This window comes from Phyllobacterium sp. 628, assembly GCF_014189505.1.
Lineage (GTDB): Bacteria > Pseudomonadota > Alphaproteobacteria > Rhizobiales > Rhizobiaceae > Phyllobacterium.
In genome coordinates, this window is the sequence record NZ_CP050301.1 from 1,232,610 (window position 1) to 1,247,915 (window position 15,306).

The 15,306-nt window shown below is 55.7% G+C and carries 11 protein-coding genes, 1 other RNA gene and 1 pseudogene; 4 read left to right on the plus strand and 9 right to left on the minus strand.

Annotated elements, in window-relative coordinates; translation table 11 throughout:
- Nucleotides 1–177: 177 nt before the first annotated feature.
- The 7 genes from HB779_RS07645 to HB779_RS07675 form a co-directional block, all read right to left on the minus strand.
- Nucleotides 178–1,134, minus strand: coding sequence for a glyoxylate/hydroxypyruvate reductase A (locus HB779_RS07645; RefSeq protein WP_188345142.1), 957 nt, complete (start codon nt 1,132–1,134; stop codon nt 178–180).
- On the minus strand, nt 1,131–2,762 hold the full coding sequence (locus HB779_RS07650) for an ABC transporter ATP-binding protein (protein WP_188345143.1): 1,632 nt from the start codon (nt 2,760–2,762) through the stop codon (nt 1,131–1,133). Before HB779_RS07650 ends, HB779_RS07645 begins: the two co-directional genes overlap by 4 nt.
- The gene (locus HB779_RS07655) at nt 2,759–3,904 is read right to left on the minus strand and encodes an ABC transporter permease (RefSeq protein WP_188345144.1); all 1,146 of its coding nucleotides are present in this window, start codon (nt 3,902–3,904) and stop codon (nt 2,759–2,761) included. The genes HB779_RS07650 and HB779_RS07655 overlap by 4 nt, the downstream gene beginning before the upstream one ends.
- The gene (locus tag HB779_RS07660) at nt 3,904–5,007 is read right to left on the minus strand and encodes a microcin C ABC transporter permease YejB (protein ID WP_188345145.1); all 1,104 of its coding nucleotides are present in this window, start codon (nt 5,005–5,007) and stop codon (nt 3,904–3,906) included. The genes HB779_RS07655 and HB779_RS07660 overlap by 1 nt, the downstream gene beginning before the upstream one ends.
- A gap of 30 nt (nt 5,008–5,037) precedes the next feature.
- Nucleotides 5,038–6,912: an extracellular solute-binding protein gene (locus HB779_RS07665; RefSeq protein ID WP_188345826.1), complete on the minus strand. Its 1,875-nt coding sequence runs from the start codon at nt 6,910–6,912 to the stop codon at nt 5,038–5,040.
- On the minus strand, nt 6,912–8,753 hold the full coding sequence (locus HB779_RS07670) for an extracellular solute-binding protein (protein WP_188345827.1): 1,842 nt from the start codon (nt 8,751–8,753) through the stop codon (nt 6,912–6,914). The genes HB779_RS07665 and HB779_RS07670 overlap by 1 nt, the downstream gene beginning before the upstream one ends.
- 194 nt (nt 8,754–8,947) lie before the next feature.
- Nucleotides 8,948–9,583 (minus strand): cytochrome c family protein, encoded by a 636-nt coding sequence (locus HB779_RS07675; protein WP_188345146.1) that lies wholly within the window; start codon nt 9,581–9,583, stop codon nt 8,948–8,950.
- A gap of 170 nt (nt 9,584–9,753) precedes the next feature.
- On the opposite strand from HB779_RS07675, the gene HB779_RS07680 reads away from it, so the two are divergent.
- Together HB779_RS07680 and HB779_RS07685 are read left to right on the plus strand one after the other, a co-directional pair.
- Nucleotides 9,754–10,500, plus strand: coding sequence for a 3-deoxy-manno-octulosonate cytidylyltransferase (locus HB779_RS07680; RefSeq protein WP_371823895.1), 747 nt, complete (start codon nt 9,754–9,756; stop codon nt 10,498–10,500).
- 3 nt (nt 10,501–10,503) lie between these two features.
- Nucleotides 10,504–11,367 (plus strand): prephenate dehydratase, encoded by an 864-nt coding sequence (locus HB779_RS07685; RefSeq protein ID WP_188345148.1) that lies wholly within the window; start codon nt 10,504–10,506, stop codon nt 11,365–11,367.
- A 163-nt stretch (nt 11,368–11,530) separates the two neighbouring features.
- Here HB779_RS07685 and nudC read toward each other — a convergent pair.
- Both nudC and HB779_RS07695 read right to left on the minus strand, forming a co-directional pair.
- Nucleotides 11,531–12,476, minus strand: a pseudogene (gene nudC, locus HB779_RS07690) (NAD(+) diphosphatase).
- Nucleotides 12,477–12,793: 317 nt separating this feature from the next.
- Nucleotides 12,794–13,198: an HIT domain-containing protein gene (locus HB779_RS07695; protein WP_188345828.1), complete on the minus strand. Its 405-nt coding sequence runs from the start codon at nt 13,196–13,198 to the stop codon at nt 12,794–12,796.
- A gap of 69 nt (nt 13,199–13,267) precedes the next feature.
- Here HB779_RS07695 and ffs point away from each other — a divergent pair.
- Both ffs and HB779_RS07705 read left to right on the plus strand, forming a co-directional pair.
- Nucleotides 13,268–13,364, plus strand: an RNA gene (gene ffs / locus HB779_RS07700) — signal recognition particle sRNA small type.
- A gap of 71 nt (nt 13,365–13,435) precedes the next feature.
- Nucleotides 13,436–15,301 carry a DNA polymerase III subunit gamma/tau gene (locus tag HB779_RS07705; RefSeq protein ID WP_188345829.1) on the plus strand — a complete coding sequence of 622 codons (1,866 nt, stop codon included), beginning with the start codon at nt 13,436–13,438 and terminating at the stop codon, nt 15,299–15,301.
- The last annotated feature ends 5 nt before the right edge of the window (nt 15,302–15,306 follow it).

The window sequence follows — 15,306 nt, forward strand, 5'->3', positions numbered from 1 at the left end:
GGCCTTGCCGGTCAAGTGCGGCATGATCACCGTGCGTGGTTCGACAAGCTCACCATGAGGGAGATTGGTGCTGCAAGGCTCGTCGGAACATTGCAGACCTTCTCCCTGCAACCCATCCCTCTCCCTCATGGTGAGCTTGTCGAACCACGCACAGGAGCGGCGCCATCTAACCGGGAATCAATATTGCGCTTCCCGGTCGACGATATTTTTCAATGGCTCGCCGCGTTCATAGGATTCGATCTGGGCGATGATTTCAGGAACGAGTGCCGAAGGGCTGGAGCTTGCTGCCGCATGCGGTGTGATGACCACCTGCGGATGATTCCATAGCGCACTGTCCTTGGGCAAAGGTTCCTTGTTAAACACATCAAGCGTCACGGCCGACAGCATGCCGCGTTCGAGTGCCGCCAGGATATCTGCCTCATTCTGCAGGCCGCCACGGCCTGCATTGATCAGCACCGGTGCGCCGAGCGGACCATCGGTCTTCATCTGGGCAAACAGGCTCATGGAAAGAATGCCTTTTGTCTCGGGTGTCAACGGCAACAGCGAGACCATAATGTCCGCGTCCTTCAGGAAATCCTTGAGCCCGTCTTTGCCATGATGGCTGGTGATACCGTCCAGCACCTGCAAACGGCGGCTCCAGCCGCTGACCTTGAAGCCCAGCGCGCGCAGTTTCAACGCCGCATCGCGTCCAAGCACACCCATGCCGAGAATGCCGACGGTGACTTCGTGGGCTGCGGGCTGGCGGCGGTCCTCATGCCAGACTTTGCCGGCCTGCTGCTGGCGGTAGCGCAGACCAAGACGATGATGATCAAGCACCTGCCAGACCACATATTCGGTCATGCGCATGGTCAGGTCAGGCGAAACAATACGAACAATAGGCACATCGGGAATCTGATCGTCGTGGAAAACATGATCCACACCGGCGCCCAGCGAAAAAATGACTTCAAGATTTGGCAAATCGGCGAGCGAACCCGGCCGCTGTTTCCACACCAGTGCGTAACGAACTTTTTCTTTGTCCGTATCAGTGTTCAACACGAGTTTGCGGCCCGGTGCATTCTTGGCAAACTCCGATAGCCAGACGTCCGGATCCCAGCCTGTGACAGCCAGAAAAATCGTATCGCTTGTCCCGGTCATTCGCTTACTGCTCCCTTTTCGGCCGTTTCTATCCTGAAGGCTGCCGCCATCAGTGCTTTTGTGTAGTCGCTCTTCGGATTGGCAAAAATTTCCTCCGATGGACCATATTCCACTGCTTTGCCATTACGCATCACCAGCACATCATTGGCCAGTGCCTTGACCACTTTGAGGTCATGGCTGATGAAAAGATAGGCCAGATTGTGCTTCTGCTGCAATCCGCGCAACAGATCGACCACCTGCGCCTGTACACTCATATCAAGCGCCGAGGTTGGTTCATCCAGCATGACAAAGCGCGGATTAAGCACCATAGCGCGCGCTATGGCGATGCGCTGACGCTGACCGCCGGAAAATTCATGCGGATAGCGGAAGCGATTCTCAGGATCGAGATTGACTTCTTTGAGCGCCGCGACGACCCGCGCATCGCGCTCGTCGGCTGACAGTTTCGGCTCGTGCACCGCAAGGCCTTCGGCCACAATATCGGCAATCGACATGCGCGGCGACAGCGATCCAAAGGGATCCTGAAACACGATCTGCAACTCGCGCCGCAACGGGCGCATCTGCTTGAACGAGAACTGGTTGATATCCTTTTCGCCAAAGCGAATGACACCTTGCGACGAGATCATCCGTGACAGGGCAAGTCCCAGCGTGGTCTTACCGGAACCGGATTCGCCAACCACGCCGAGTGTCTGCCCGGCGCGAATGGTGACATCGATGCCATCCACGGCCTTCACATGATCGACTGTGCGGCGCAGAAAACCCTGCTTGATCGGGAACCACACTTTCACCTGTTCGCCGCGCATGACAGGCGCTGCCGACAGATCGGCGGAAGGCGGATTGCCCTTGGGTTCGGCAGCCAGCAGATGACGCGTATATTCGTGCTGCGGATTGTCGAAAATTTGCCTGGTCGGGCCGGTCTCGACGATCTTGCCGCCGGTCATAACACAGACGCGGTCGGCGATCTTGCGCACGATGCCGAGATCATGCGTGATGAACAGCATCGACATGCCCTGCGCTTTTTTAAGGTCGGCCAGCAATTGCAGGATTTGCGCCTGCACCGTCACGTCGAGGGCGGTCGTCGGCTCGTCCGCAATCAGCAGTTTCGGCTTGTTGGCAAGCGCCATGGCGATCATGACACGCTGGCGCTGCCCGCCGGAAAGCTGGTGCGGATAGGCATCCAGCCGCTTTTCCGGTTCACGAATCCCCACTTCATGCAGAAGCGCGAGCGTGCGTTCCTTTGCTGCCGCATCGCGCATGCCCTGATGCAGCTTTAGTACCTCGACAATCTGCTTCTCGATGGAATGCAGCGGATTGAGCGATGTCATCGGCTCCTGAAAAATCATGGTGATGTCATTGCCGCGAACGCGGCGCAGATCATTCTCATTGCTATCAAGAAGATCCTGACCGTTAAACAGGATTTGGCCCGATGGATGCGAAGCAGGCGGATAGGGCAGCAGTTTCAGGATAGACAGCGCCGATACCGATTTGCCCGAGCCGGATTCGCCCACCAGCGCCACGGTTTCACCTTGAGCAATGTCGAACGACACATGATCGACAGCAATCGACTCCCGGCCATTCTGGGTGAATGCAACCGACAGGTCGCGGACGGAAAGGAGAGGGGCCGCGCTCATTTGAAAGCCTTGCGTGGATCGAAAGCGTCGCGCGTGGCTTCGCCGACAAAAATCAGCAGCGACAGCATCAGCGAGATCACGACAAAGCCGGTCAGACCCAGCCAAGGCGCCTGCAGATTGTTCTTGCCCTGCGCCAGCAATTCACCCAGCGACGGTGAGCCAGGCGGCAGGCCAAAGCCAAGGAAATCGAGCGAGGTGAGTGTGGTGATCGATCCGTTGAGAATAAAAGGCAGAAAGGTCAGTGTCGTCACCATCGCGTTGGGCAGAAGATGCCGGAACATTATGGTCCGGTCGCGCACACCAAGCGCCCGTGCCGCATTCACATATTCAAAGTTGCGGGCGCGCAGGAACTCCGCGCGGACAATGCCGACGAAATGCACCCAGGAAAACAGCAGCATAATGCACAGCAGGATCCAGAAGCCAGGCGGCAGGATCGATGCCATGATTAGAAGCAGATAGAGTGTCGGTACAGAGGACCAGATTTCGATGAAACGCTGGGCCAGCAGATCCAGCCAGCCACCGAAATAGCCTTGCAATGCACCGGCTGTCACGCCGATCACCGCCGAAGCCGCCGTGAGGATCAGACCGAACAGAACGGAGATGCGGAACCCGTAAAGCGCGCGGGCAAAGACATCGCGTGCCTGATCGTCCGTGCCCAGAATATTCATATTGCCGAATGTGCAATTGGCATCATTGACGCCCTGCGGATAGCGGGCGCAACGCTGTTCCGGCGTGTAGAGCCAGAACGGTTTGGATGGTGCGGTATCCGGCAGTTCGTTGTTCACCGTGCGGTAGGAATAGCGCACCGGCGGCCAGACCGCCCAGCCATTGCTGTTGATCTCGTCCTGAATCACCGGATCGCGATAATCTGTCACCGCATAGAAACCGTTGAACTTCTCCTCGGGATAGTCGACCAGAACCGGAAACAGGATTTCGCCCTTGTAGGAAATGACGATCGGCTTGTCGTTGGCGATGAATTCCCCAAACAGTGATCCGATAAACAGGAACAGAAATAGCCATAGAGCCCACCAGCCGCGCCGGTTGGCCTTGAAGTTCTGCCAGCGCCGCGCGTTGAGCGGCGACAGGCGCGGGCGGCGCACCTTGGCGGCAGAGGCTTGTGTGTCGAGTGCCATGTCGCTCATCACACGTCCCTCCGCTCAAAATCAATGCGTGGATCGATCCACGTATAGAGAAGATCGGAGAGCAGGCTGATCACCACACCGACAAGCGCGAAGATATAAACCGTGGCGATAACCACGGGATAATCGCGGTTGATGATCGATTCGTAGCCGAGCAGCCCAAGACCATCGAGCGAGAAGATGGCTTCAATCAACAGCTGGCCGGTGAAGAAGATCGAGATGAAGGCGCTGGGGAACCCCGATATGACAATCAGCATCGCGTTGCGGAACACATGGCCATAAAGGATTTTGCGTTCGCTCAGGCCCTTGGCGCGGGCTGTCGTCACATATTGCTTGCGAATCTCATCGAGAAACGAGTTCTTGGTCAAAAGCGTTGTGGTGGCAAAGGCCGACAGCAGCATGGCAGTCAGCGGCAGGGCGATGTGCCATGCATAATCGACGATCTTGCCGAAAAAGGAGAGGTCGGCAAAATTGTTCGAGGTCAAACCGCGCAACGGGAACCAGTCGAAGAACGAGCCGCCGGCAAAGAAAACGATCAGCATAATACCGAAGAGAAAGCCGGGAATGGCATAGCCAACAATGATGATGGCGCTGGTCCAGACGTCGAATGTCGATCCATCCTTGATCGCCTTGCGTATCCCTAGGGGTATCGAAATCATATAGGAAAGAAGCGTCATCCATAGGCCGAGCGATATGGAAACCGGCAGCTTCTCCTTGATGAGCTGGATCACGCTGATATCGCGGAAATAGCTGTTGCCGAAGTCAAAACGCACATAGTTCCAGACGAGAATACGAAAGCGCTCCAACGGCGGTTTGTCCAAGCCAAACTGCTTTTCAAGGCTGGCAATGAAGGCCGGGTCCAGCCCCTGCGCACCGCGATATTTCGAATTGCCGGCACCTGTGCCGAGAGTATCGTTGCTTTGGCCGAAATCCGCGCCACCGCCGCCGATACGGTCGAGAGCGTTGCCGCCCTGACCGGTCAACTGACCGATGATGCGCTGGACCGGGCCGCCGGGAACGAATTGGACAATCACGAAACAGACAAGCAGGACCCCGAACAGGGTCGGTATCATCAGAAGCAAACGCCGGAGAATATAAGCTCCCATCAGGGGGTTCCTCTGGAGGTCACTGCGTATTCAAATCTTGCCAATTGCCCTTGCCTTCGCTTCGTCAAACCACCACAGCGTCTCTACCGGAAAACCATAATCGGGCTTCGGCTCCTTGAAGCCGAACATATCCCAATAGGCGATCAGGTGATTCGCACTGTACCAATTTGGAATCCAGTCGCGTCTTATACGCAAGAGCCGATCCAGAACACGCATAATCGTGACCAATTCGGCGCGCGTCGTTGCGCCACTGATCTTCTGGATCAATGCATCGACCGTCGGATCGGCGATCCCGGCAAAATTGCGCGAGCCGGATACAGCCGCGGATTTTGAGCCGAACAGCGTGTCCAAACTCTCCTGAGTCGATGTTGGACTAAGGGAGATGCCGAAACCCGTCATGTCGAAATCAAAATCCTGCAAGCGGATCTGGTATTGCGCCGGATCGACAAGCCGCAAGGTGGCGTTGATGCCGATGGCATTGAGATTGTTGATGAAAGGGGTTGACGATCGCGTAAAGACTTCAGCCTGGATCAACAGCTCAAGATTAAGTGTCTGACCGTTCGTATCGACAAACTTGCCATTCGTCCTTGTATAGCCTGCGGCAGTGATCAGTTCGATGGCGCGGCGCAGATTGTTCCTGTCGCGCCCGGAACCGTCCGATGTCGGCTGCATGACCACGTCACCGAAAATCTCTGGCGGCAGCTTGTCGCGCAGTGGCTCCATAATCGCCAGCTCTTCTGCTGACGGTTTGCCTTCCGCTCGAAATTCGGACTTTTCAAACAGAGATTGCGAGCGCTCGTAGACACCATAGAAAAGGTTCTTCTGCGTCCATTCAAAATCGAAGCATAATGCGACAGCTTCCCGGACGCGTTGATCGCGAAATTGCGCGCGCCGCTCGTTGAACGCCCAGCCCTGCATGGTAGGGCGTTTTTCGCTTGAGAACTCACGCTTGACCACCCGTTTTTGCGCAATGGCGGGGAAATTGTATTCCGTCGCCCACGTCTTGGCGACGGATTCGGACCGCCAGTAAATATCGCCCTTCTTGAAGGCCTCGAAATCCGGCTGCCGGTCGCGGAAGAATTCGATGCGAATGCGGTCGAAATTGTTGGAACCCCGCATAACGGGTAAATCCTTCGCCCAATAATCGGTGACACGCTCGAGTTCTATCGTCTGTCCGACGCGAACGATGCCGACACGGTATGCGCCAGACCCAAGCGGGGCTTCGAGCGTGGAGGCGTCGAAATCGCGGGTTGCGTACCAGGCTTTGGAGAGGATCGGAATGGCCGCGGCGATGTCGAGAATCGCGCGATCCGAATGTTTGCCGGAAAAGGTAAGGCGCAGCGTATGATCGTCTTCGGCAACGATCTCCTGCAATTCCGTCAAGATCAAAGAAAGATCGGGATGGCCCTTGGCCTTCAATGTTTCATAGCTGAAAGCAGCGTCATGGGCCGTTAACGGCGAACCGTCGTGAAAACGTGCTTCGGGGCGAAGTTTGAAAGTGAAAGTGCGCTTGTCATCAGAGACCGTGACACTTTCGGCGACCAGGCCATAAATCGCGTCCGGTTCGTCCTGCGCGGATGTCATCAAGGAATCGAAGCACAGCTCCATACGCGGCGGTGCATCGCCACGCCCGCTGAAACCGTTCAAAGTATTGAACGTCTGCGTTGATTGGTTGAAATACCATGTCGGCGGCGAGAAGCAGAACGTGCCGCCCTTCGGCGCATCGGGATTGGTATAGTCAAAGTGGGTGAAGTCTTTGGGATATTTAAGTTCGCCAAAGGCCGACAAGCCATGCAGCGGCACCCCGGTTTTCACATCCGCCAGTGCCAGACGCGGTGCAAGCGCGGCCAGCGCCGCGCTTCCCGAATATTTCAGCAGATCCCGGCGATTGAGATGGCCGCCCATCATTGTGCCTTGGCCTTCAGCGCTTGTTCTTTGGCGGTGTCGATCCACCATGAGAATGGATCAATACCAATATAATCCGGTTGCTTCTCAGGCATCCCAAACTTGTTCCAGTAGGCGATTTTGATCCGGTCGTCGTACCATTGTGGCACCACGTAATAATTCCACAGGAGAACCCGGTCGAGCGCCCGTGTGGCCGCAACGAGTTCATCGCGATCTTTGGCGAAGATAACCTTGTCGATCAGCTTGTCGATTGCAGGATTCTTGATGCCCATATAATTGCGACTGCCCTTGCTGTCAGCCGCTGCCGATCCCCAAAAATCGCGCTGTTCATTGCCTGGTGAAAGGCTCTGAACCATCACAGAACGCGGTGTCGTGATATCAAAATCGAAATCAGTTAGCCGCGAGGAAAATTGGGTACTATCCACAACCCGTATGCGGGCATCGATTCCAATCTTTCGCAAATTTTCCATGAATGGTCCGATGAACCGTTCATCAGTAGTATCTCCGGCGAGAAACTCGATGGCAAAGGGATTGCCTGTCTTGCTGTCTACCAGTTTGCCGCCCGTCTGTTCGTAACCAGCCTCTTTCATCAATTGTATCGCAGTTCGCAGGTTATCCCTCAGCGCTTGAGGGGAGTCGAACACTGGAAGTTTGAATTCCTTCGTGAAAACTTCAGGCGGAACTTCGCCGCGCACCGTCTCGAGAATTTCCAGCTCTTTGCTACTTGGCAACCCGGTTGCTGCCAGCTCCGATCCGGTGAAATAGCTGTAGACGCGCTTGTACTGGCCGAAGAACATATTCTTGCTCATCGTTTCAAAATCATAGACGAAGTTCAAAGCCTCACGAACTTTCGGATCTTTGAATTTGTCGCGCCGTGTGTTCAGCAAAAAGCCCTGCATTAGACCATAGGAGTGACGTGGGAACATGGCTTTGACCACATCCCCACGGGTAAAAGCCGGAAAATCATAGCCACGCATCCATTTGCCGATGCTGGGTTCTGGCCGGAAGTCTTGGATGCCACCCTTTTTAAAAGCTTCCCATTCGGCGGTGGAGTCGCGGAAATATTCATATCGGACATGTTCGAAATTCTGACGTCCGACGTTGATCGGAAGGTCTTTGCCCCAGTAATCGGGCACGCGCGTCCAGACGATTGTTTTGCCAATATCAAAGCTTTCTATCCTGTAGGCGGACGAGCCCAATGGAATCTCTGTTGTTGGCTTCGAGATATCACGCTTCTTGCCATTGGCATCGGTTCCTTCCCACCAATGTTTCGGCAATATCGGGAAATCACCCATGATGCTTGGCAATTCGCGGTTACCGCCACTTGCGAAGGTGAATGTAACCTCGCGGTCACCGGTTGCTTCGACCTTTGTCACATCGTGATAATACTTATTGTATAGAGGTGTCTGGGTTTTGAGCGTGTTGAAGGACCATATGACATCCTCAACCGTAATTGGCTGGCCATCATGCCATTTGGCTGCGGGGTTCAGGCGAAACTTGACCCACGAAAAATCATCGGGATAGGCCAGCGCTTCAGCAATCAGGCCATAATTCGTCGCTGGCTGGTCTGGTGCCTGGCTGAGAAGTGTATCGTAAAGCAGCCCTCCGCCGATCGGATTGTCGGATGGAGGCAATCCCGCCGCTGCGTTACCCTGAATAACAAATGGATTAAGGCTGTCAAATGATCCATCGGCTGTTTGATTAAGCGTGCCGCCCTTAGGGGCGTCTGGATTCACATAATCAAAATGTTTGAAATCCGCTGGATATTTCGGCTCTCCCAAGACACTCACGGCAGTCCGCCATTCGGGTTCTGCAGCCCTCGCATTTGACAGGGGAGCCATCGTCGTGACGGCAAGGAAAGCGAGGCTGGCAACGAAGGATCGGAATTGCAAATCAGGTCTCCATAGTTCTCTGGCCTTTAGTCTAAGAGAAAATGCGGCAGAGAACAGGCCTTCGGCAAAAAAACACGCAGTCTTGATGTCGATACAAAAAAGCCGGGCACTGGGCCCGGCTTTTTCTGGAACGGATGTTGGGTTTACTTGGTCGGTGCAGGTGCTGCACCTTCAGCCGGTTTGGCCGGATCGGCTGGCTTGTCACCACCGGCTGGCGCCGCATCGGCTGCAGGCAACGGCTTTGGACTATCGGAAAGTGTACGCAGATAAGCAATCAGGTCAGCGCGCTCATTGTCCTTCTTGTCGCCGGCAAAGCCCATGGCAGTGCCCTTGATGTAGGCCTTTGGCGAGGTCAGGAAGTGATTGAGATGGTCAAATGTCCACAGTTCCTTGCCGCCCTTGGAGAAGTCCTTGATGGCGCCGGAATAGCTGAAGCCTTCATGTGTCGCCATTGGACGGTCAACAATGTCCCAAAGGTTTGGACCAACCTTGTTGGCGCCGCCCTTTTCACCCGTGTGGCAAGCCTGACAGCGCTTGAAAATCGCTTCACCGCGTGTCGCGTCAGCAGAAGCCAGCAGCGTTGCAATCGGCACAGCAGCGGCAGCTGCCGGCGCACCTGCTTCACCTTCACCACCAGCTTCGGCAGCCTGGATGATAAAGCCGGGTTTTTCGGGCGCATGCGAGTCAAATATGAAATCCGAAAGGATGCCTGCCGTCATGACAACGAAAACCGTTGCCAGAAACGCCATGGCGTATTTGTTGAATGCGCTCGAATCCATTGTCGCTCATTGCTCCTCTTGCGGAGGTTCTCATTATCTGGTCAATGCAAACCGCTGCATTATTTGACGAGAGTCCCCTCGTGATCGCGCGGAAACTAGGTCTTTTGCTGAAGAGTTGCAACACATATAAGGGCTATTCTGCCTGAGACTTTTTGACACCGTAGGCTGTTATGACGATGAAAACATTGACCCTGATTCCGGCCCGGATGGCCTCAACACGCCTTCCCGGCAAGCCGCTGGCCGATATTGCCGGCAAGCCGATGATTGTCCACGTGGCCGAAAGGGCGCTGGCCGCCGGATTGGGGCGTGCGGTGGTTGCCACAGACAGTGCAGAGGTGAAAGCTGCCGTAGAGGCACACGGGCTTGAAGCCGTGATGACCCGCAGCGACCATGAATCCGGTTCCGACCGCATCTATGAGGCATTGCTGGCACTCGACCCAAACGGCGAGATCGATGCCATTGTCAATGTGCAGGGTGATCTTCCAACCATCGATCCGGAGCTTATAAAGCGTGCTTTACGCCCCTTGCAGAACGGACCAGCGGATATCGCCACGCTTTGTGTAGAAATCGTTCGGAACGATGAAAAGACCAATCCCAATGTGGTGAAGGTTATCGGGTCAAGCATTGGCGCCGGACAAATGCGCGCGCTTTATTTCACCCGCGCCACTGCCCCCTATGGCAATGGTCCGCTTTATCATCATATCGGGCTTTACACGTATCGCCGCGCCGCACTCGAGCGTTTCGTCGGGCTTGGCCCGTCACCGCTGGAGCAGCGCGAAAAACTGGAACAATTGCGCGCGCTGGAAGCCGGCATGCGCATTGACGTCGAGATCGTTGATTCTGTGCCGCTGGGTGTTGATACGCCCGACGATCTCGAACGGGCACGTGACATTCTTACTACCACAAAGGGTAATTGAACTATGGTCAAGACCAACCGCATCTCTTTTCAGGGCGAACCCGGCGCGAACTCCGATACGGCGTGCCGCGACATGTTTCCGCAAATGGAACCGTTGCCATGCCCGACTTTTGAAGATGCATTCAATGCGGTTGAGAGTGGCGCGGCCGATCTTGCCATGATCCCGATCGAGAACACGATTGCCGGGCGCGTGGCTGACATTCATCACCTCCTGCCGGAATCGCGCCTGCACATCGTTGGCGAATATTTTCTGCCGATCCATTTCCAATTGATGGTTTTGCCGGGCACCAAGCGCAGTGAGATCACAACTGTTCACAGCCATATTCATGCGCTGGGCCAGTGCCGCAAATATATCCGCAAGAATGGCTGGAAGCCGGTAATAGCCGGTGACACGGCAGGGGCCGCGCGGCTTGTTTCCGAAGTTAAAGACAAAACGATGGCGGCGCTGTCTCCGCGCCTTGCCTCAAGCCTTTATGGTCTCGATATTCTGGAAGAGAATGTTGAAGACACCGAAAACAATGTCACGCGTTTTGTTGTTCTCAATAAAACCAAGAAGTGGGCCCCGCGAACCTCTGATCAACTGATGATGACGACGTTTGTTTTCCGCGTCCGCAACGTTCCAGCCGCACTTTACAAAGCCATGGGCGGCTTTGCCACGAATGGCGTCAACATGACCAAGCTGGAAAGCTATCAGATCGACGGCAAGTTCACTGCGACGCAGTTTTATGCGGATATAGAAGGTCATCCGGATGACAAAAATGTCGCTCGCGCATTGGAGGAACTGGAATTCTTCTCCAAGGAAGTGCGGGTTCTCGGCGTTTATCCTGCCGATACGACCTTCCGCAGCACACAGAGCGAGGAAGATTAGAGATACACGATCGCTGCACTACCCCTCTGTGCGTGGTTCGACAAGCTCACCATGAGGGGGAGGGAGGGTTGCAGAGAACAATCTTCTGCACCGCAATTAGCTTTGCAATCAACAATTTCCCTCATGGTGAGCTTGTCGAACCACGCACAGGGGTAGTGCAGCCCTAATCCCCGCTCTCCACCCAGCTGCGGATCAGGTGGGCGGCGATAGCACCGGGCGGCGGTGTCATCAGTCCTTCCGGATGGGTACGGTCAAGCATCAGAACCACCTCGTCGCGCGTAAACCAGCGCCCCGCTTCCAGTTCAGCCTTGTCGAGCGTGTAATCGTCCGACAGAGCTTCGGCATGGCAGCCAATCATCAGGGAATAGGGGAACGGCCACGGTTGGGAAGCATGATAGACAACCCGGCCTACGGGCAGATTGGTCTCTTCCAGTGTCTCACGCCGTACAGCGTTTTCAATGGTTTCACCCGGCTCGATAAAGCCGGCGAGGCATGAATACATGCCGGGGCCAAAATGCGCGCCGCGTGCCAGAAGGCATTTGTCGCCGCGCACCACCATCATGATGGCTACCGGGTCAGTTCGTGGGAAAAGCTGTGCTTCGCAACTTGGACACGTGCGCCGATAACCGCCATCGCGCATGACGGTTTCCGTGCCGCAGCGCCCGCAGAAGCGGTGCGTCTCATGCCATGTCAGGATTGACACCGCCTGCGCCATGGCACCCAACTGGTCCGCTGGTATCAATCCCTGCGTATAAACCGGACGATAATCCATCGCTGAAATCGTGTCTGGCAGGTCGACCGGATCGATGCCGCTGGAGGTGGCAAGGATTGGGATGTCATCCTGCATGCCAAGATAAATCGTCTTGTTCGGCTGGGGCAGAAGAGCAGCTGCATCCTCCAGGCTGAAGAATGCGCTGCCCGTGTCTTTCCCCCTGCGCCACCAGCACCTGCCCCTGCGCTATCAGCAGCATATTGGTCTTGGCGTCGGCGAGCGCAATCGTCACCACATCGTCGCTGCGCTTTTCCGAATGACGGTTGATCTTGTTGCCGGCAAAGCCGACGAAGTGACTGGCTTCCGCTTCCGGAACATCATAAAGGCGAAACGACATGGATAAAGCTCCAGAAGACCGGTCCGGATGGGACTGTGTGATGATGTTAATTAGGTCGTATACTCATAAATCTGACTGAAATGGTATGCGGCCATTTGTTCGGATACAAGGAGCAATGGCGATGGGAATGTTTATCCATTCTCGAGCTTTTGCGACGATGTAGCCGGGCAAATGGACCATATCCTCTGGACGCCAAAACGGCTGCAAGCTGCAGTGTCGAGCCGCTCAGCCGGGGGAAAAGCCCCGCCCTTCACGTCTCTCCTCGCATCTTCTTGCCGTTTCAGGCGCCATTTCAGTCAGATTTATGAGTTTACGACCTAGATAGCGTTGAGAATCGCGTTCGCAAAGTCCCGGGCGTCTTTTTCGCCATAGGGTTCGCGAGTGCCAAAGCCCCAGACGGGCCCGGGCCAAGCAGGATCGCCGGTGTTGCGGGCAATAATATGCAGGTGCAATTGCCGCACGATGTTGCCTAACGCGCCGGTATTGATCTTTTCACAGTTGGCGACTGTTTTCAGGGCTTGGGCGGCAATGCCAGACTCAAAAACCAGCATTGTCTGGTCAAGTGGGGTGAGGTCGTGGATCTCGCTGATATCAGCCCGTTGCGGTATTAAAATGAGCCATGGCCAGCGCCGGTCATTCATCAGGCGCAGATCGCAAAGGCCCAGCCTCGCAATGGGAATCGTATCTGCAGCAAGTTTGCTATCGAGTATGAACGTCATGATTTGCAATAAATAGCAGTTTTTTTGTCCGCACGCTTGCTTTTTGCGTGCAAATTGCCGATATGAGCCTCGGGAGGTTGGTGGTGGACGAGCCACTCGCCAACCGGGTCAGGTCCGGAAGGAAGCAGCCCCAACGAGCCAGGCACGGGTCGCCGTGCCAGCCTCCCACCTTTATCCTCTTCAAAGCCGTCATCCGGCATTGACGCTGCGGTGTGCAGCGGTACAAACTTGTCCAGTGCAATGAAGAGCAATGCAGGAGCGGAATCAACCGGGATGGACACCAAAACGGCAGATAGCGCCTATCGCGTGCTCGCCCGCAAATATCGCCCGCAGAACTTCGACGATCTGGTCGGTCAGGAACCGATGGTTCGTACACTGACCAATGCGTTCGAGACCGGGCGCATTGCGCAGGCTTGGATGCTGACCGGCGTGCGCGGTGTCGGCAAGACCACCACAGCCCGTATTCTGGCGCGTGCGCTCAATTACAAGACTGCCGAGATTGACAAGCCCACTATCGACCTGTCGATTCCCGGTGAGCATTGTCAGGCCATCATGGAAGGCCGCCATGTCGATGTGATCGAGATGGATGCTGCCTCACATACGGGTATCGACGATATCCGCGAAATTATCGAACAGGTGCGCTACCGGCCCGTATCGGCGCGTTATAAGGTCTATATCATCGATGAGGTGCACATGCTCTCCAACCAGGCCTTCAACGGCCTGTTGAAGACGTTGGAAGAGCCGCCGCCCCACGTCAAATTTATCTTTGCCACCACGGAAATCCGCAAAGTTCCGATCACGGTTCTGTCGCGCTGCCAGCGTTTTGACCTGCGCCGTATTGATGCGAACATGCTGACTGGTCTGCTCCGAAAGATTGCCGACAAGGAAAGCATCAACGTCGATGCAGCGTCGCTGGCAATGATCGCCCGTGCCGGTGAAGGCTCAGCTCGCGATTCCCTGTCGATCTTCGATCAGGCCATTGCCCACGGTGCTGGCAATGTTGATGCTGAAACCGTGCGCTCCATGCTCGGCCTTGCCGATCGCGCCCGCATTATCGATCTCTTCGAAATGCTGATGCGCGGTGATGTAGCGTCTGCGCTGCGTGAGTTTCGGGCGCAATATGATGTTGGGGCCGATCCCAGCGTGGTTTTGTCCGATTTGGCCGATTTCAACCATCTGGTGACGCGCATTCGTTTCACGCCGGATGTCGCCGACGATATTTCATTGTCGGAAGACGAACGGGTGCGCGGCAAGGATTACGCGGACAAACTATCCATCCGCGTTCTGTCGCGCACATGGCAGATGCTTCTGAAAGGCATTGCCGAGGTTGATGCTTCCAATCGCCCGGTGCAGGCCGCAGAAATGCTGTTGATCCGGCTCGCTCACGCCGCGGATTTGCCGACACTGGATGAAGCGCTCAAATCGTTGGAGAATGGCGCGCTTTCATCAGCTCAATCATCACAAAATGGCGGGCCTCGCCCCGGCAATGGCGGCGGATCGACCATGAGCCGCAGCAGTGCGCCGGCAGATGCTGTAGCGCCAGGCCGTGCGTCTGTGACCTCCGGCGGTGGTGCAACCATGCGGCTGGTCGAGCAATCGCCTCAGCCAGAACCTGCGGTTTCTGTGCAGGCCATTGTCGAAGAGCAGGCGCCTGCGGTGCCGCTCAACAGCGTTGCGGACATTGTGGCGCTGGCCGACAAACAGCGCAACATGCAGTTCAAGATCATGGTCAAGAACTACGTGCGGCTGGTCAGCATCAAGCCGGGACGGCTTGAAATCAATCTGACCGACGATGCGCCAAAGACACTTTTGACTGAATTGTCGCAAAAGCTCTCCGAATGGACCGGCATGCGCTGGATGGTTTCGCTTTCGCGCGAGCAGGGTGGCCAAACCATTCAGGAATCCGAAACGTCGAGGCGTGATTCCATGCTTAGCGATGCCCGCGCTGATCCGGATGTTGCTGCGATCCTGTCGCGGTTCCCCGGCGCCAAGATCATCAATGTGAAGATCGCAACACCTGCCGGACAATCCGGCGACCCGGAAACCATGGACGGTGCAATTCCCGGTGATGATACGCTGGCGCCCGTTGAAGAAGACGACGATTGACCAAG